This is a genomic window from Streptomyces sp. NPDC100445 (genome assembly GCF_044759735.1).
Lineage (GTDB): Bacteria > Actinomycetota > Actinomycetes > Streptomycetales > Streptomycetaceae > Streptomyces.
This window is the reverse complement of record NZ_JBIVZV010000001.1, coordinates 909,788-925,718: the sequence shown is the minus strand read 5'-3', so window position 1 is coordinate 925,718 and position 15,931 is coordinate 909,788. Positions and strand designations below refer to the sequence as shown.

General features: G+C 73.5%; 17 protein-coding genes, 1 pseudogene and 1 riboswitch. Of the genes and pseudogenes, 11 read left to right on the top strand and 7 right to left on the bottom strand.

What is annotated here, in order from left to right:
- Position 1: 1 nt before the first annotated feature.
- Together ACIQVT_RS04115 and ACIQVT_RS04110 are read right to left on the bottom strand one after the other, a co-directional pair.
- Positions 2-1,399: an MFS transporter gene (locus ACIQVT_RS04115; protein WP_403747104.1), complete on the bottom strand. Its 1,398-nt coding sequence runs from the start codon at positions 1,397-1,399 to the stop codon at positions 2-4.
- On the bottom strand, positions 1,396-1,833 hold the full coding sequence (locus tag ACIQVT_RS04110; protein WP_403747102.1) for a MarR family winged helix-turn-helix transcriptional regulator: 438 nt from the start codon (positions 1,831-1,833) through the stop codon (positions 1,396-1,398). Before ACIQVT_RS04110 ends, ACIQVT_RS04115 begins: the two co-directional genes overlap by 4 nt.
- A gap of 634 nt (positions 1,834-2,467) precedes the next feature.
- On the opposite strand from ACIQVT_RS04110, the gene ACIQVT_RS04105 reads away from it, so the two are divergent.
- The 3 genes from ACIQVT_RS04105 to ACIQVT_RS04095 are packed head-to-tail and all read left to right on the top strand — an operon-like array spanning position 2,468 to position 4,651.
- Entirely contained in the window at positions 2,468-3,478 is a 1,011-nt protein-coding gene (locus ACIQVT_RS04105) for an SDR family oxidoreductase (protein ID WP_403747100.1), read from the top strand.
- A 9-nt stretch (positions 3,479-3,487) separates the two neighbouring features.
- Positions 3,488-3,988 (top strand): metallophosphoesterase family protein, encoded by a 501-nt coding sequence (locus ACIQVT_RS04100; RefSeq protein ID WP_403747099.1) that lies wholly within the window; start codon positions 3,488-3,490, stop codon positions 3,986-3,988.
- Positions 3,989-4,015: 27 nt separating this feature from the next.
- Positions 4,016-4,651, top strand: coding sequence for a GNAT family N-acetyltransferase (locus ACIQVT_RS04095; RefSeq protein WP_403747097.1), 636 nt, complete (start codon positions 4,016-4,018; stop codon positions 4,649-4,651).
- Between the two features lie 63 nt (positions 4,652-4,714).
- Here the strand turns inward: ACIQVT_RS04095 and ACIQVT_RS04090 are convergent, their stop codons facing one another.
- On the bottom strand, positions 4,715-5,968 hold the full coding sequence (locus tag ACIQVT_RS04090) for a YncE family protein (protein ID WP_403747095.1): 1,254 nt from the start codon (positions 5,966-5,968) through the stop codon (positions 4,715-4,717).
- A gap of 143 nt (positions 5,969-6,111) precedes the next feature.
- On the opposite strand from ACIQVT_RS04090, the gene ACIQVT_RS04085 reads away from it, so the two are divergent.
- Positions 6,112-6,774, top strand: coding sequence for a TetR/AcrR family transcriptional regulator (locus tag ACIQVT_RS04085; protein ID WP_403747898.1), 663 nt, complete (start codon positions 6,112-6,114; stop codon positions 6,772-6,774).
- Positions 6,775-6,807: 33 nt separating this feature from the next.
- Here ACIQVT_RS04085 and ACIQVT_RS04080 read toward each other — a convergent pair whose 3' ends face one another.
- Together ACIQVT_RS04080 and ctaD are read right to left on the bottom strand one after the other, a co-directional pair.
- Positions 6,808-7,146: a hypothetical protein gene (locus tag ACIQVT_RS04080; RefSeq protein ID WP_403747090.1), complete on the bottom strand. Its 339-nt coding sequence runs from the start codon at positions 7,144-7,146 to the stop codon at positions 6,808-6,810.
- Complete coding sequence (ctaD, locus tag ACIQVT_RS04075; protein ID WP_403747894.1) at positions 7,143-8,825, bottom strand: cytochrome c oxidase subunit I; 1,683 nt, start codon at positions 8,823-8,825, stop codon at positions 7,143-7,145. The genes ACIQVT_RS04080 and ctaD overlap by 4 nt, the downstream gene beginning before the upstream one ends.
- Positions 8,826-8,874: 49 nt before the next feature.
- Here ctaD and ACIQVT_RS04070 point away from each other — a divergent pair.
- Positions 8,875-9,375: pseudogene (locus ACIQVT_RS04070) on the top strand (RNA polymerase sigma factor); the annotation flags it as partial.
- 409 nt (positions 9,376-9,784) lie between these two features.
- Positions 9,785-10,765: a CU044_5270 family protein gene (locus ACIQVT_RS04065; protein WP_403747088.1), complete on the top strand. Its 981-nt coding sequence runs from the start codon at positions 9,785-9,787 to the stop codon at positions 10,763-10,765.
- Between the two features lie 46 nt (positions 10,766-10,811).
- On the opposite strand, the gene ACIQVT_RS04060 is transcribed toward ACIQVT_RS04065, so the two are convergent.
- Both ACIQVT_RS04060 and ACIQVT_RS04055 read right to left on the bottom strand, forming a co-directional pair.
- Positions 10,812-11,660 (bottom strand): bifunctional 5,10-methylenetetrahydrofolate dehydrogenase/5,10-methenyltetrahydrofolate cyclohydrolase, encoded by an 849-nt coding sequence (locus ACIQVT_RS04060; RefSeq protein ID WP_403747086.1) that lies wholly within the window; start codon positions 11,658-11,660, stop codon positions 10,812-10,814.
- 26 nt (positions 11,661-11,686) lie between these two features.
- Positions 11,687-11,767: riboswitch (ZMP/ZTP riboswitch) on the bottom strand.
- Between the two features lie 88 nt (positions 11,768-11,855).
- Positions 11,856-12,221 carry a nuclear transport factor 2 family protein gene (locus ACIQVT_RS04055; protein WP_403747085.1) on the bottom strand — a complete coding sequence of 122 codons (366 nt, stop codon included), beginning with the start codon at positions 12,219-12,221 and terminating at the stop codon, positions 11,856-11,858.
- 170 nt (positions 12,222-12,391) lie between these two features.
- Between ACIQVT_RS04055 and ACIQVT_RS04050 the strand changes: the two genes are divergently transcribed.
- The 5 genes from ACIQVT_RS04050 to ACIQVT_RS04030 all read left to right on the top strand — a co-directional run bounded on the left by ACIQVT_RS04050 (position 12,392) and on the right by ACIQVT_RS04030 (position 15,864).
- Positions 12,392-12,694 (top strand): hypothetical protein, encoded by a 303-nt coding sequence (locus ACIQVT_RS04050; RefSeq protein WP_403747083.1) that lies wholly within the window; start codon positions 12,392-12,394, stop codon positions 12,692-12,694.
- Positions 12,695-12,887: 193 nt separating this feature from the next.
- Positions 12,888-13,976 (top strand): S-(hydroxymethyl)mycothiol dehydrogenase, encoded by a 1,089-nt coding sequence (locus ACIQVT_RS04045; protein WP_403747081.1) that lies wholly within the window; start codon positions 12,888-12,890, stop codon positions 13,974-13,976.
- Entirely contained in the window at positions 13,976-14,605 is a 630-nt protein-coding gene (locus ACIQVT_RS04040) for an MBL fold metallo-hydrolase (protein ID WP_403747079.1), read from the top strand. Before ACIQVT_RS04045 ends, ACIQVT_RS04040 begins: the two co-directional genes overlap by 1 nt.
- A 56-nt stretch (positions 14,606-14,661) precedes the next feature.
- On the top strand, positions 14,662-15,030 hold the full coding sequence (locus tag ACIQVT_RS04035) for a DUF4180 domain-containing protein (RefSeq protein WP_403747077.1): 369 nt from the start codon (positions 14,662-14,664) through the stop codon (positions 15,028-15,030).
- A gap of 45 nt (positions 15,031-15,075) precedes the next feature.
- Entirely contained in the window at positions 15,076-15,864 is a 789-nt protein-coding gene (locus ACIQVT_RS04030; RefSeq protein ID WP_403747075.1) for an SDR family NAD(P)-dependent oxidoreductase, read from the top strand.
- The last annotated feature ends 67 nt before the right edge of the window (positions 15,865-15,931 follow it).

Genomic DNA, 15,931 nt, shown 5'->3' with positions numbered 1-15,931 from the left:
GTCAGGCCTTTCGGGGGGTGCGGGAGGTGAGCCGGCCGAGGGAACGGTCCGGCAGGGTCGTCGCCAGCAGCAGCACTGATCCGGTCAGCATGAAGAGGGCCAGGTCGTGCAGGCCGGCGGTGTCGGCGCGGCGCGGGTAGAACGCCGCGGTGGCGGCGGAGGCGCCGAGCGCGCCGAGGTACATGAAGGTGCGCAGCAGCCCGGCGGCCGAGGCGATCCGCTCCGGGTCCGCCTGGCGGTACAGGGCGTTCTGCGTGGCGAGGCCGATCAGGCCCTGCGGGACGCCGAGCAGGGCGCCGACCGCCGGCAGCAGCCACAGCGGGCTGTCCGTGCCGACCAGCAGCAGGGCGGCGGAGCCGGCGATCTGGAGGAGCGAGCCGGTGAGTAGCTTGGCCCGCACCGCCTCGCGGCGCCCGGTGAGCGCGGAGGCGGTGAGCGCGGCCACCGACAGCGGCAGCAGCGCGAGGCCGGCCGTCGAGGGGCTCAGCCCGCGGCCCTGTTCCAGCCACTGCGTGTAGCCGTACATGAAGGCGTAGGCGGTGGTGTAGCCGAGGAACTGGCGCAGGTAGGTGGTGAGCAGCGGCCCGTTCCCGCCGAGGACCCGCAGGTCGATGAAGGGGTCGGGGACCCGCAGCTCGCGCACCGCGAAGCCGGTGGCGGCGACGGCGGACAGGACGGGCAGGTACCAGCGGTCCGGGCGCGGGTCGGTCAGGAACAGCATCAGCGCGACCAGCAGGACCGCGAACAGCGCCATGCCGGGCAGGTCGACCCCTCGCTGCCGCCGCCCCGGGGTGCGCGGCAGCCGCAGGGCGCCCAGCACCAGACAGGCGGCGGACAGCGGCACGTTGACGGTGAACACGGTCCGCCAGCCGCCCAGGCCGATCAGGAGCCCGCCGAGCGCGGGTCCGACGACGGCCACCGTCTGGTTGGCGACGGCCAGCACGGCCAGCACGCCCGCGGGGCTGTCCCGCCCGGTGCGTTCGGCCTCGCTCCGGGTCAGCCGCATCGCCGCCGGGTACGCCGCCGAGGTGCCCAGGCCCAGCAGCACCCGGGCGGCGATCAGCGCCCCCAGCGAGGGGGCGGAAGCACCCAGCAGCCCGGCGACGCCGACCAGCGCCGTGCCGGTCAGGTACAGCACGCGCGGGCCGTACATGTCCACCAGACGGCCCATGACGGGCTGGCCGACGGCGGTCGCCAGGTACAGCGCGGAGACCAGCCACACCGTCCGCGCCGGCGGGGCCCCGAAGGCGACGCCGATCGGCACCAGCGCCACGGCGATCATCGAGGAGTTGACGGGGTTCAGGACCGAGCCGAGGACCATCGGTGCGATCAGCCGGCGGTCGAATCCGCCGGGGGAGGGGCCGGTCCTCCCGGCGCGGGTCCGCAGCCTCGGTATCACGGCCGCGACAGCCGTTCCAGCAGCTCCAGGGCGGTGAGGACGGTGCGCCGCTCCTCCTCGGTGTAGCGGTCCTGGAAGGCGCGGGCGAGCCATTCCTCCCGCACCTGCCGGTTGCCCTCCACGCGGGCCCGGCCGCCGTCGGTCAGGGTGACCAGCTGGCGGCGCCCGTCGTCGGGGTCGGGGGCGCGCCGGACCAGTCCGTGCTGTTCCAGGGCGGCCAGTGTGGCGGCCATGGACTGCGGGCGCACCCCCTCGGCGGCGGCCAGGGCGCTGGCGGTGGCCGCGCCGTGCTTGCCGGCGAGGGTGAGCGCCGACTCCTGGGAGGGGCTGAGGTCGGCGTCCCGCGCCACCTCGCGGATGCGGCGCCGCAGCCTGCTGAAGACCACGCGCAGGTCGCGTGCGGCCCGGGCGGCGGAGTCGGAGATGTCGGCCATGGCGCCAGACTAGGACCGACAGGCTCAACTGTCCAGTCCAGACTGTTCAGTTTTACCTGTCGTTCTGGTCGGATACTCGCCGTCCGGACAGGGCGGCACACGGGTGGACCCAGGGAGCACAGATGACCCAGCCCGGACACGTCCGGGCTGGGGGCGGCCCTGCGCGTCGAGGTGGACGGCAGCTTCCGCTGGGGGGCGTCGTCCCCTGTACGGACGTGCGGCGGCTGGCCGAGCAGACCCGACAGGCAGCCCCGAGCCTGGCCCGGCCGGCGACCGGACAGACCCACTGCCACCAGCACGCCACGGCCACCACAACGTGTCCACGGCCGCCGGCGAGCTGGGCGCCTGCCCGCCGTCCGCGCGACCGCCCCGGACGGCCTGGTCCTCGTCGACGGCTTCAGCTGCCGTACCCAGATCATGAGTGGCGGACACCGGCGGCCGCCGGGACGGGCCGGAACACGTCCGCGTCGAGCGGCTCCGCCTCGAAGGGGCTCCCGACCGAGCGGCCGTGTCGGCCCGGGCACCGACGCGGCATCCGGCCCGCGCCGCGGAGCGGGCCGCACCCCACCGGGTGGAGTGACGGGCACCGCTGCGGGGAACCCCTGCCCGCAGACACCGTCGAAAGAGGAGGACCATGCCCCCCACCGTCGTCATCACGGGTGCCAGCGCCGGCATCGGGCGCGCCACCGCCCGCCTGTACGCCCGGCACGGCGCCGCCGTCGTCCTGGTCGCGCGCGGCGAGGGCGGCCTGAAGGAGGCGGCCGACGAGGTCGCCGCGCTCGGCGGCCGGCCCCTGGTGCAGGTGGCCGACGTGAGCGACGCGGCGCGGGTGGAGGCCGTCGCCGACGCCGCGGAGCAGGCGTTCGGCCCCATCGACGTGTGGATCAACTGCGCGTTCTCCACCGTGTTCGCGCCGTTCGACGAGATCACCGCCGAGGAGTTCCAGCGGGTCACCGACGTGACCTACCTCGGCTTCGTCAACGGCACCCGTACGGCCCTGAAGCGCATGCTGCCCCGCGACCGGGGCACGATCGTGCAGGTCGGCTCCGCGCTCGGGGAGCGGTCGATCCCGCTCCAGTCGGCCTACTGCGGCGCCAAGCACGCCATCAACGGCTTCACCTCCGCCCTGCGCACCGAACTGCTGCACCGCGGCAGCAACGTCCACGTCACCGTCGCCCAGATGCCCGCGGTGAACACCCCCCAGTTCCAGTGGGTCCGCTCCCGGCTGCCCGGGCACCCCATGCCGGTCGCGCCGATCTACCAGCCCGAGGTCGCCGCGCGCAGCGTGCTGTACGCGGCCCGGCACCCGCGCCGCAAGCAGTACTACGTCGGCGCCTCCACCGTCGCCACCATCTGGGCCAACCGGCTCGCCCCGGCCCTGCTCGACCGCTACCTGGCCCGCACCGGCTTCGACTCCCAGCAGACCGACCGCATCCCGCCCGCCGACCTGGACAACCTCTTCGAACCGGTGGACCGGGAACGCGCCGACGACCAGGGCGCCCACGGTGCCTTCGACGACAGCTCCCACGCCCACTCGTGGCAGGAGGCACTGGTCCGCCACCCGGCCGTCACCGCCCTCGGCGCGGGCGCCGCCCTGCTCGGCACCGTGCGCGGTGTCCGCCGCCTCACCGCACGCTCCGCCTAGGCCGACGACATGCGCCTCCTGCTCGTCTCCGACACGCACCTGCCCCGGCGGGCCAAACGGCTCCCGGAGCAGCTGCTCGCCGAACTCCCGCACGCGGACGCCGTCCTGCACGCCGGCGACTGGGTCGACACCGCCACCCTCGACCTGCTGGAGAGCCGCAGCCGCCGGCTGATCGGCGTGTACGGCAACAACGACGGCCCCGAGCTGCGCGCCCGGCTCCCCGAGGTGGCGTACGCGGAACTGGGCGGACTGCGCTTCGCCGTCGTGCACGAGACCGGCCCCGCCCAGGGCCGCGAGGCCCGCTGCGCCGCCCGCTTCCCCGACGTGGACGTCCTGGTCTTCGGGCACAGCCACATCCCCTGGGACACCACCGCCCCCGGTGGCCCGCGCCTGCTCAACCCCGGCTCCCCGACGGACCGCCGCCGCCAGCCCCACTGCACCTACCTCACGGCGACGGTCGCCGACGCGGCCCTGACCGAGGTCACCCTGCACCGGCTACCCCGCGGATGACCGGGGCCGGCGTGCGAGGATGCCGCGATGACCCACAGTGCCGGCATACCCGACGTCGTCCCCGCGGGCCGCATGGCCGGCCGCGCCCAGCCCGTGCTCGCACTCCACCCCGGACTGGAGCTGCGCCCCTGGCGGGCGGACGACGCGGGCGCGCTGCTCGGCGCGGCCCGGGACCCGGCGATCCGGCGGTGGAACCTGTTCACCGTCGCCGACACCGCGGACGCCCGCGCCCGGATCGCCCGCATGCACGAGCGGTGGCGGGCCGAGACCGGCGCCGTGTGGGCCGTCGCCCGGCCCGGCGGGCAGGCCACCGGTCTCGCCGGCCTGAACGACATCGACCTCGCGGGCGGCACCGCCGAGGTCGTCTACTGGCTGCTGCCCGGCGCCCGCGGCGCCGGAGCCGCCGTGCGGGCCACCCGTCGGCTCGCCCGCTGGGCCCTGGACGACCTGGGCCTGCACCGGCTGCGGTTGTGCCACTCCACGGCCAACCCCGCGTCCTGCCGGGTGGCCGCGAGGGCCGGCTTCGGCTACGAGGGCACCCAGCGCGGCGCCCTGCTGCACGCCGACGGCTGGCACGACCAGCACCTGCACGCGCGCCTGGCCGGCGACCCCGAGGAGTGCGCCGGCCCGGTGGTGCCGGCCGGCGAGGTGGCCTCCGGGTGAGTGGGGCAGCCCGGAGACCACCGTCCGGGGGCGCCCGTCCCGGCGCGCCGGGACGGGCGCCGGTCAGCCGCCGCCCGGGCCCGTCCAGCCGGCCCGGACGTGGCCGAGGCGCACCCGCTGCGGATGGTCGCCGACCGCGACCGAGGTCACCTTCCGGCCGGTGGCGAAGTCGATCGCCGTCACCTGGTCCGCGCCGCTCTCGGAGACGATGCAGTCCTTGCCGTCACCGCTGACCGTCGCCCAGTACGGTTTGGAGACCGGGACCAGCGGGCCTTCCTGGAGCGTCGCGCGGTCGATCACGGTCGCGTAGTCGTCCATGGTGCCCGCCACGCACAGGGCGGTGCCCTCCGGGTTCATCGAGATGCCGTGGTGGCGGGAGTCGTTGACCCAGGTCGTACGGTCCTCGCTGGTGGCCGGGTTCTTCGGCAGGGTCTTCATCCGGGTGATCCGGTCGGTGGCGATGTCGTACTCCAGGAAGCCGTTGAAGAACGACACCTGGAAGTACAGCTTGGACTCGTCGGGGGAGAAGACCGCCGGGCGTACCGCGTCGGAGAAGTCCTTCAGCCCGAAGGCGTCCAGCCGCTGCCGCATGTCGATGACCTTGACCTGCTTGTACGTGTGGGCGTCCACGACCGTGATGTGCCGGTCGCCCTTCGTCCAGTCCCAGCCCGGGTCGTCCAGAGCGGTGTTGACGTCGCCGATGGCCATGTTCCAGATGTACTTGCCGTCCCGGGTGAAGATGTTCTCGTGCGGCTTGTCACCGGTGGCGAAGGACCCGAGCTGGCGGCCGGTGGTGATGTCCAGGACGTGCACGGTGTTCGCGGTCGAGGCGGAGACGGCGACCCGGGTGCCGTCGGGGGAGACCGCCATGTGGTCGGCGCGGTAACCCGACACGGGGAAACGCCAGTTGACCTTCCCGGTGGCCAGGTCGATCGAGACCACGTCGGCGAAGCTGGGCCGGGACACCACGACCGAACCGCCGTCCGGGGTGGAGTACATGTCGTCGGCGAACTGGTCGTGGCCCTCGCCGACGCTGTTGCGGATCGCCTGGAAGTAGATCCACTTGATGGGGTCCGCGTTGATCTCCTTCATCCGCGCCTCCTTGTCGGGGACGACGTCGACGCGGGCGATCTTCGCGAAGTCACCGGTGGACCTGATGACGTCGGCGGTGCCGTCCCAGTTGTTGCCGACGAACAGCACCTCGCGCAGGTCGTCGGGGGCGGCGGGCGCCGCGGCGGCGGCGGTCGCGGGACCGGCCGCGGCCAGGACGAGGGCGGCGGCCACGGAGCACAGGTGCCTGGTTCTCGGAGCAGGCATGACGGCTCTCTCTCCTCGGTGGGGGAATCTGAACACGCGTGCTTTCACAGTGGACTTACTGAAAAGTAAGGAAGGGCCCGCCTTCTCGACAAGAGGTGTGCACGACAAGATTGAGCGAGCGCCGGTACGACGGAGGGGGACACGTGGAGGGCAGGCTCAGGGCGCCGACGGGACGCTACGGCGGTCGCTCCGCGCAGGAGCGGCAGGCCGAGCGCCGCCGCCGCTTCCTGGACGCGGCACTGCGGCTGTTCGGCGGCACCCCCGGCTACCGGGGGACGACGGTCGCCGCGCTCAGCCAGGCCGCCGGGCTGTCCACGCGCCAGTTCTACGAGGAGTTCCGCACCCTGGAGGACGTCCTCGCCGCCCTCCACCTCCAGGTCAACGACTGGGCCGAACAAGCCGTCCTGGACGCCCTGGCCACCGCCCAGGGCCTGCCGCTGGCCGAGCGTGCCACCGCGCTCTTCCGGGCCTACGCCCGCGGCGTCACCTGCGACCCGCGCCGCATCCGCATCACCTTCGTGGAGATCGTCGGCGTCAGCCCCCGCCTGGAGGAGCAGCGCCTGGCCCGCCGGGCCCGCTGGATCGGCCTCATCCGCGCCGAGGCCGACGCGGCCGTCGCCCGTGGGGAAGCGGCGCCGCGCGACTACCACCTCGCCGCCACCGCCTTCATCGGCAGCGTCAACGGCCTCCTGCACGACTGGACCGCCGGCTGGGTGGAGGCCACCCTGGACGAGGTGGTGGACGAACTGGTCCGGCTGCTGCTCGGGATGCTCCGGCCGGAGGGCTGGCGGCCGCGCGCCGTCTGACGCACCGGCCGGCCCGCCCCGTCGCCCGCCGCGCTACCCGGTGGCGGCCAGTGCCAGCAGGGCCGTCGCCGCCAGCACCGCGCAACCCAGCACGCAGCAGGCCAGCAACCGCGCGCACAGCGCCCGGTACCGCGCCTCGTACGTCAGCCGCAGCTCCTCCGCACGCTCCGCCGTGCGGCACCACGAGAGCCGGGCCAGCGCCAGGTACTCCTCCTCGAACCGTCGCTCCACGTCCTCCCGCTGGCTGTCGGTGAGCCAGCCCAACCGGGAGCTGAGCCGCACCGCGGCGGTACGGCCCTCCTCCCGGGCGGCGGCCAGCAGCAGATGTCCCTCGACCTGCCGGACGAGGGCGCGCTCGTCGTGGGTCGTCACCGCGCCACCAACTCCTCCTCCGCCGCCGTCACTTCGGGGTGGTGCAGGTCGAACGCCGGGGACTCGCTGCGGATCCGCGGCAGGGTGCGGAAGTTGTGCCGCGGCGGCGGGCAGGAGGTCGCCCACTCCAGTGAACGGCCGTAGCCCCACGGGTCGTCCACGCCGACCGGTTCGCCGTACCTGGCGGTCTTCCACACGTTGTACAGGAACGGCAGCAGCGACGAGCCGAGCAGGAACGAGAAGACGGACGACACCGTGTTGAGTGTGGTGAGCCCCTCCACGGCGAGGTAGTCGGGGATCCGGCGCTGCATGCCCTCGGCGCCCAGCCAGTGCTGGACCAGGAAGGTGCCGTGGAAACCGATGAACAGCGTCCAGAAGGTGATCTTGCCGAGGCGCTCGTCCAGCATCTTGCCGGTGAACTTGGGCCACCAGAAGTGGAAGCCGGAGAACATCGCGAAGACGACCGTGCCGAACACGACGTAGTGGAAGTGCGCCACCACGAAGTAGCTGTCGGAGATGTGGAAGTCGATGGGCGGCGAGGCGAGCATGACGCCGGTCAGCCCGCCGAAGAGGAACGTGATCAGGAAGCCGGTGGCCCACAGCATCGGTGTCTCGAAGGAGAGACTGCCCCTCCACATCGTGCCGATCCAGTTGAAGACCTTCACACCGGTCGGGACGGCGATCAGGAAGGTCATGAAGGAGAAGAACGGCAGCAGGACCCCGCCGGTGACGTACATGTGGTGGGCCCACACGGTCACGGACAGGCCGGCGATCGCGATCGTCGCGGCGATCAGCCCCAGGTAGCCGAACATCGGCTTGCGGCTGAACACCGGGATCACTTCGGAGATGATCCCGAAGAACGGCAGCGCGATGATGTACACCTCCGGATGGCCGAAGAACCAGAAGAGGTGTTGCCACAGCAGAGCTCCGCCGTTGGCGGCGTCGAAGACGTGCGCGCCGAACTTGCGGTCCGCCTCCAGGGCGAACAGCGCGGCGGCCAGCACCGGGAAGGCCAGCAGGACCAGCACACCGGTCAGCAGCACGTTCCACACGAAGATCGGCATGCGGAACATGGTCATGCCGGGGGCGCGCATGCAGATGATCGTGGTGATGAAGTTGACCGAGCCGAGGATCGTGCCGAAGCCGGAGAAGGCCAGACCCATGATCCACATGTCCGAACCCACCCCCGGCGACCGGACCACGTCGGACAGCGGGGCGTATGCGAACCAGCCGAAGTCGGCGGCACCCTGCGGGGTGAGGAAGCCGGCCACCGCGACGAGCGAGCCGAACAGGTACAGCCAGTAGGCCAGCATGTTCAGCCGCGGGAACGCCACGTCGGGCGCGCCGATCTGGAGCGGCATGATCCAGTTCGCGAAGCCCGCGAACAGCGGGGTGGCGAACATCAGCAGCATCACGGTGCCGTGCATCGTGAACAACTGGTTGTACTGCTCGTTCGACATGATCTGAAGGCCCGGCCGGGCCAGCTCGGCGCGCATGAGCAGCGCCATCACGCCGCCGACCAGGAAGAACGCGAACGCGGTGACCAAGTAGAGCGTGCCGATCGTCTTGTGATCGGTGCTGGTGAGCCACTGTACGGCTCTGGTGTCTCTGATCCTCTTCACGCCCCGCCTGTGTCCGCGGCGGCGGCGCCGGTCACACTCGCGGGACGCGAGGAGCATCACGGAAGAAGGGTGTGACGATCCGGGGACTGCCGGACACGAACCGAGCATGAGCAACGACGAGATCTTCGCCGCTGCCTATCGCGAGCACTACTGGGCGGTCAGCCGCTATGTCGCGCGGCGACTTCAGGGGCGGACCGGCGAGGTGGAGGAAGTGGTGGCGGAGGTGTTCACGGTCGCCTGGCGGCGCCGGGCCGACCTGCCGGCCGCGTCGCTGCCCTGGCTGTACGGGGTGGCCCGCAACTGCCTGGCCAACGCGGTACGCGGCTACGGGCGGCGGCGCCGGCTGGTGGACCGGCTCGGCAACGACGAGGCCGCGCACGGCCGGCACATCACGGCCGGCCCCGACGCGGAGGCGCCGGGCGCCTGGGTGCACGACGCCCTCGACCGGCTCTCCCCGGCCGACCGGGAGGTGCTGCGCCTCGCCGCCTGGGAGGAACTCGGCGCCGAGGAGATCGCGGTCGCCCTCGGCTGCGGCCACCGCGCGGCGGTGATGCGCCTGCACCGTGCCCGCCGCCGGCTCCGCGCCGAGATAGACCGCCTGACACCCCCGGACGCCCCACCGCGTCCGGGCCCGCGGCCCGCGTCCCGGCCCACCGAGACCCCGCCCACCCCCTCGGGCCCCGCCCGGACCACGGCGCCGCGCTTCGTCGGCACCCGGGCCCCGGGCCCCGCCGACCCGGCCACCCCGACGCCGCCCACCGACCACCCAACCCCGCCGAAGCCTGCCGGCGGGGCGGGCGCGCACCGCCAGGCCACGGGCCCGGTCCGGGTCGCGCCGCCCAACCCCGCAGCCGGGGCCGACCTGAACTCCCAGCCCACCGATCCCGACCGCATCGCGGCCCCGCTGCCCGCCGGTGTGGCTGTTCCGGGGTCGGCCCTCGCCGGGGCGGCGCCGTCCGTCGCCTCGGCGTACCCCGTGCCCATCGCCGACGCATGCCCGTGCGAGGACCCCCGACATGCCTGACGAACTCGATCTCCTCCGCCACGCCAACCCGGTCCCGGCGGACGGTCCCGATTTCGCCGACGGTCCGCTGGGCCACCGTGCCGAGCGGCAGCTGGAGCGGCTGTTGCACCGGCCCGCACCGGCGCGACGCGCCCCGCGCGTCCGGCTGCTGTGGGGCCTGGCCGCCTCCGGTGTCGTCCTGGCGACGGCGTCGGCCGCGCTGCTCGGCGGCCTGGACGGCCAGTCCGCCGTCGCCGCGCCCCGTCCCCTGGCCGTCCACGCCCGGTCCACGCCCGTACCGCTGGCGGAACTGGCGGAGATGGCCGAGGCCGCCGCGGCCGACGGCTCGCCGGGCCTGCGCAAGGGCACGCACATGCAGTCGTGGAGCCTCGGCATGGCCGACAGCAGGCCGCCCGTCACCCTGCCCGAGGAGCGGGTCGTGCGCTGGCGCGCGGACGACAGTCACACCGAGCTGGTCGTGGCGACCGATCCGCGCCGTCCGGGCCGCCCGGTCCTCACCGACGAGGGTGACGATCCGCGCCTGGTGGCCGACGGCCACGTCCTCAGCCGGGTCACGTATCCGCCGAGCTGGAGCGACGCCCCGCCCGAGGCGCCCCCGCCGCACACGCCGGCCGCCCTGCGCGCCTACCTGGCCGAGACCGTGCACACGGACTCCTTGGACACCCCCGAATTGTTCGAGGGCGTGCAGGAGTTGCTGAGCCACTGGACGCTGGGCGGCCGCGAGTCCGCGGCGCTGGTCCGGGTACTGGAGGACGCCCACGGGCTGCGGCCTGCCGGACGGGTGACGGACCGCCTGGGCCGGCCGGGGCAGGCGTACGTGTACGGGGGCGCGGGCGAGGGCGGCCGGCGGATGCTGATCCTCGACCCGCGCACCGGTGCCGTCCTCGGCCTGGAGACCACCTTCACCCGGGACGACGAGGAGTACGGGGTGAAGGCGGGGGACGTGATGGACTACCGGGTGTGGATGCGCTGACCACGGGGGGTCGGCCCGGCGCCGGCCCCCGTGCGGGCCCGCTCCGTCACACGCCGAGCTGCCGGGCGGCGGCGTCCACGGTCTGCTCCAGCAGCGTGGCGATGGTCATGGGACCGACGCCGCCCGGTACCGGCGTGATCAGCGCGGCCCGCTCCACGGCAGAGTCGAAGTCGACGTCGCCGACGTTCCCCGGGTTGTAGCCCGCGTCGACCACGACCGCCCCGGGCTTGACGTCCTGCCCGCGGATGAGCCGCGGACGGCCGACGGCGGCGACGACGATGTCGGCCTCGCGGACCGCCGCAGACAGGTCCCGGGTGCGCGAGTGGCAGTACGTCACGGTCGCGTCCCGGGCCAGCAGCAGCATCCCCACCGGCTTGCCGAGGATCGCGCTGCGGCCGACCACGACGGCCCGCTTGCCGGCCGGGTCGACGCCGTACCCGTCCAGCAGCCGCATGATGCCGCCGGGCGTGCAGGAGACGAATCCCGGCAGGCCGAAGCTCATCGCGGCGAACGAGGCGAAGGTGACGCCGTCGACGTCCTTCTCCGGGGCGATCGCCTCGAACGCGGCCCGCTCGTCGACGTGCTCGCCCACCGGGTGCTGGAGCAGGATGCCGTGCACCTCCGGGTCCGCCGACAACTCCCGCAGCTTCGCCACGAGTTCGGCGGTGGTCGTGTCGGCGGGCAGCGCCACGTGCCGGGATTCCACACCGGCTTCCCGGCAGCGGTTGCGCTTCATGCGAACGTATGTCACCGAGGCAGGGTCCTCGCCGACCAGCACGGTCGCGAGACAGGGCGCGGTGCCGGTGCGGCCGGTGATCGCGGCGGCCTTCTGCGCGGCGTCCGCGACGACGCGGCGGGCGAGCGCGGTACCGTCCATGAGGCGGGCCTGGGTCATGCTGCACACTCCTGGGCTGGGATCGAGTCTCTCGCCCAGGCGCGCGGCATCCACCACGGGCCGCTCCCCGGTGGTTCTCCACCTCAGCGCCAGTCACGGCCCGCGTACAGGGTAACCGAGTGTGCGTACGACGCCCGGCTCCGCGTGTTCCTCCTCGGGATGCTGCCGGACGTGCCGGACGTGCCGGGCCGGGGGCTACTCGTCCCAGGCCTGCACCATGAGCTGGTCGGCGATCTTCCCGTCCCGCAGGGTGATCATCGACTCGGAGAGCACGCGGGTGCCGTCCGCGTACTCGCAGGCCTCGCTGTAGGCGGCGTGTTCGCCCTCCACGACGCACCGTTCGAGCCGGTGGGTCATGTCACGGCTGTAGACGTCGTCCAGCAACTCGGCGATCTGGCCCCGGCCGTGCAGGACGGTGGGGCTGCTGGGCTGATGCTGGTGGTCGACGATGCGGATCTCCGCGTCGTCCGTGTAGAGCGACAGAAGGGTGTTCCCGGTGTTCCCCTCTATGGCCCGGCGCAGTGTCTCGGAGTCGAACGAGGACCCCGTCGCGGTGCCCATGGTGACCTCCTTCAGGCGCCCGCGGCCCGACGAGGGCGGGCCGCACGGACCCCACCTCCGAGGCTCCTCCGCCCGGACGGCCACGGCAAGTGCGGCGGCCGGCTCCGCCTCACGGGTGAGCTGGGCCCACCGCCCGTGTCCGGCCGGGGCCCGCGCCCGTTGGTGAGGGCATGATCTCAACACGACGTATCGCCGCCGCCGTCGGTCTGGCCGCCGGGATCGCCGGCCTCGCCGTTCCGTCGGCGAACGCGGCAAGCGCCGGCGCACCGCTCGTCGAGAAGCTCGGCGCGCTGTCCACGCTGGACTCCCTGCCCGGCGCCGGCCTCCCCGCGGCGGAGCAGGAGCGGGTGCCGCGGGTCACCGACCAGCTCGGGGCGCTCCAGCATCTCAAGGAGCTGAACCAGCTGAACCAGGTGGAGCAGGTCCTCGCGCCCGCCGCGCCCGTGCTGGGCCTGGTCTCCGCCATCCACTGAGTCCGCTCCCCGACAAGAGGGCCGTCCCGGGCCGGGGCGGCCCTCCGCGCTGCCGGGCCCCGTCCGGCGGCGCGCGGTGCCGCCCGGGGTACGGGGCCCGGAAGGATCCACCGCCGCCCTCGTGGAGCGTCCCGTCGCCGAGCGGCGGCGCGTAGGGTCGGCAGCGAAGGTTTTCGAAGGAAGGGGCCAGGCCATGGCGCAGGAAGTACGCGGCGTGATCGCACCGGGGAAGGACGAGCCCGTACGGCTCGAGACGATCGTCATCCCGGACCCGGGACCCGGTGAGGCCGTCGTGCGCGTCCAGGCCTGCGGGGTCTGCCACACCGATCTGCACTACAAACAGGGCGGCATCTCGGACGACTTCCCGTTCCTGCTCGGCCACGAGGCCGCCGGTGTCGTGGAGTCGGTCGGCGCCGGTGTCACCGATGTCGCCCCCGGCGACTTCGTCGTCCTGAACTGGCGTGCCGTGTGCGGGCATTGCCGGGCCTGTCTGCGCGGTCGGCCCTGGTACTGCTTCGACACCCACAACGCGCGGCAGAGGATGACCCTCGCCGCGACCGGGCAGGAACTCTCCCCGGCACTGGGGATCGGCGCGTTCGCCGAGAAGACGCTGGTGGCGGCCGGCCAGTGCACCAAGGTGGACCCGGCCGTCTCCCCGGCGGTCGCCGGGCTGCTGGGCTGCGGGGTGATGGCCGGCATCGGCGCCGCCGTCAACACCGGGAACGTCGGCCGCGGCGACTCGGTCGCCGTCATCGGCTGCGGCGGTGTCGGCGGCGCGGCCGTCGCCGGAGCGTACCTGGCGGGGGCCTCGAAGGTCATCGCCGTGGACATCGACGACCGCAAGCTGGACAAGGCCCGCACCCTCGGCGCCACCCACACCGTCAACTCCCGGAGCACCGACCCGGTCGAGGCGATCCGCGAACTGACCGGCGGGTTCGGCGCCGACGTGGTCATCGACGCCGTCGGCCGGCCCGAGACCTACCAGCAGGCGTTCTACGCCCGCGACCTCGCCGGCACGGTCGTCCTCGTCGGCGTCCCCACCCCCGAGATGAAGCTCGAACTGCCCCTGCTCGACGTCTTCGGCCGCGGCGGTGCCCTGAAGTCGTCCTGGTACGGCGACTGCCTGCCCTCCCGGGACTTCCCCATGCTGATCGACCTCCACCTCCAGGGCCGTCTCCCGCTCGACGCGTTCGTCACCGAGACCATCCGGCTCGACGAGGTGGAGAAGGCGTTCGACCGGATGCACCACGGCGACGTGCTGCGCTCGGTGGTGGTGCTGTGATGGCCGCCCGCGTCGAGCGCCTCGTCACCGCCGGCCGGTTCACCCTGGACGGCGGCACCTGGGACGTCGAGAACAACGTGTGGCTCGTCGGCGACGATCACGAGGTGATCGTCATCGACGCCGCCCACGACGCCGAGGCCGTGATCCGCGCCGTCGGCGACCGCCGGCTCACCGCGATCGTGTGCACCCACGCGCACAACGACCACATCGACGCGGCGCCGGAACTGGCCGACCGCACCGGCGCGGTGATCTGGCTCCACCCCGACGACCTGCCGCTGTGGCACCTCACCCACCCCGACCGCGAGCCCGACCGGCACCTCACGGACGGCCAGGTCATCGAGGCCGCCGGCGCCGACCTGACCGTCCTGCACACCCCCGGACACGCCCCGGGCGCCGTCTGCCTGTACGACCCGGGCCTCGGCGCCGTGTTCACCGGCGACACCCTGTTCCAGGGCGGTCCGGGCGCCACCGGGCGCTCCTACTCGCACTTCCCGACGATCATCGACTCCATCCGGGACCGGCTCCTCACCCTCCCGCCGGAGACGAAGGTGCTCACGGGCCACGGGGACGCCACGACCATCGGGGCCGAGGCGTCGCACCTGGAGGAGTGGATCGCGCGCGGGCACTGACGGATTCCGGACAAAAATCGCGGACGCGGCACCCGGGGTGATCCTAGGATCACCCCATGACCGCACAGACGATCGACACCCTCCACGGCGTACGGGTCCTGCACTGCGCTCCCGACGGCCCGGTCCTCGACGGGGAGAGCGCGGCGCTCGACCTGATCGGTGACGCGTTCGGGCACGAGGCGGAGTTGGTCGCGGTGCCCGTGGAGCGGATCGCCGAGGACTTCTTCCGGCTGGGCTCCGGGGTCGCCGGTGCCGTCGTCCAGAAGTTCGTGAACTACCGGCTGCGCCTCGCCGTCCTCGGTGACATCTCCGGGCACGTCGCGCGGAGCACGGCCCTGCGCGACTTCGTGTACGAGTCCAACCAGGGGCGGCAGTTGTGGTTCCTCGCGGACGCCGCGGAACTGGGAACCCGCCTGGGCGGATAGACGGTACCGGTGAAAAGGCGCCCGCGGCGGCCGTACTGTCGGTCCATGACCGATGCGACCCGCTTCGCGGGACACGGGATCCTCGTGACGGGCGCCGCCCGCGGTATCGGAGCCGCCGTGGCCCGGCGGCTCGCCGAGGAGGGCGGCCGGGTCCTGGTGACCGACCGGGACCTGCCCGAGGCCGAGCGGACCGCGGCCGCGTTGCGCGGGCGGGGCCTGGCAGCCGAGGCGTTCGCCTGCGACGTGGCCGACCGCCACGCCGTCGAGGCGGCCGTCGACCGCGCCGTCACCGTGTTCGGCTCCCTCGACGTGCTGGTCGGCAGCGCCGCCCACTGCACCCCGGACGTCCCACTGTTCGAGGACGACCCGGACGAGGCGTGGAGGCGTGACCTCGACATCACCCTCACCGGCGCCTACCGCTGCTGCCGGGCCGCGCTGCCCCACCTCGCCGCCTCCGGCCGCGGGGCGATCGTGAACATCGGCTCCGTCAACGGCCTCCAGGACTTCGGCAACCACGCCTACAGCGCCGCCAAGGCCGGCCTGGGCTCCCTCACCCGGACCCTCGCCGGCCACGCCGCCGCCCGGGGCGTACGGGTCAACCTCGTGGCACCGGGCACGGTCCGCACCTCGGCGTGGGAGGGACGCGACGGCGAACTCGACGCCGTGCGCGGCCTGTACCCGCTGGGCCGGGTCGGGGAGCCGGAGGACATCGCCGCCGCGGTCGCCTTCCTGGCCTCGCGCGACGCCGCCTGGATCACCGGGACCACCCTCGTGGTCGACGGCGGCCTCACCGCCGTCCACACCGGTTTCCACGCGGCCGTCCACCGGCCCTGACCCGCCCCTGGTCGCCGTCCCGCACCCCGGTAGGGCCGCGCGGTGACGAAGTTAACCATTTCGTCAC

What these genes read in the sequence shown, in the direction of transcription:
- ACIQVT_RS04110 (WP_403747102.1), bottom strand. Translation starts at nt 1,833, where the DNA reads ATGGCCGACATCTCCGACTCCGCCGCCCGGGCCGCACGCGACCTGCGC.
- ACIQVT_RS04105 (WP_403747100.1), top strand. Translation starts at nt 2,468, where the DNA reads ATGCCCCCCACCGTCGTCATCACGGGTGCCAGCGCCGGCATCGGGCGC.
- ACIQVT_RS04100 (WP_403747099.1), top strand. Translation starts at nt 3,488, where the DNA reads ATGCGCCTCCTGCTCGTCTCCGACACGCACCTGCCCCGGCGGGCCAAA.
- ACIQVT_RS04095 (WP_403747097.1), top strand. Translation starts at nt 4,016, where the DNA reads ATGACCCACAGTGCCGGCATACCCGACGTCGTCCCCGCGGGCCGCATG.
- ACIQVT_RS04090 (WP_403747095.1), bottom strand. Translation starts at nt 5,968, where the DNA reads ATGCCTGCTCCGAGAACCAGGCACCTGTGCTCCGTGGCCGCCGCCCTC.
- ctaD (WP_403747894.1), bottom strand. Translation starts at nt 8,825, where the DNA reads ATGCTCCTCGCGTCCCGCGAGTGTGACCGGCGCCGCCGCCGCGGACAC.
- ACIQVT_RS04065 (WP_403747088.1), top strand. Translation starts at nt 9,785, where the DNA reads ATGCCTGACGAACTCGATCTCCTCCGCCACGCCAACCCGGTCCCGGCG.
- ACIQVT_RS04060 (WP_403747086.1), bottom strand. Translation starts at nt 11,660, where the DNA reads ATGACCCAGGCCCGCCTCATGGACGGTACCGCGCTCGCCCGCCGCGTC.
- ACIQVT_RS04055 (WP_403747085.1), bottom strand. Translation starts at nt 12,221, where the DNA reads ATGGGCACCGCGACGGGGTCCTCGTTCGACTCCGAGACACTGCGCCGG.
- ACIQVT_RS04050 (WP_403747083.1), top strand. Translation starts at nt 12,392, where the DNA reads ATGATCTCAACACGACGTATCGCCGCCGCCGTCGGTCTGGCCGCCGGG.
- ACIQVT_RS04045 (WP_403747081.1), top strand. Translation starts at nt 12,888, where the DNA reads ATGGCGCAGGAAGTACGCGGCGTGATCGCACCGGGGAAGGACGAGCCC.
- ACIQVT_RS04040 (WP_403747079.1), top strand. Translation starts at nt 13,976, where the DNA reads ATGGCCGCCCGCGTCGAGCGCCTCGTCACCGCCGGCCGGTTCACCCTG.
- ACIQVT_RS04035 (WP_403747077.1), top strand. Translation starts at nt 14,662, where the DNA reads ATGACCGCACAGACGATCGACACCCTCCACGGCGTACGGGTCCTGCAC.
- ACIQVT_RS04030 (WP_403747075.1), top strand. Translation starts at nt 15,076, where the DNA reads ATGACCGATGCGACCCGCTTCGCGGGACACGGGATCCTCGTGACGGGC.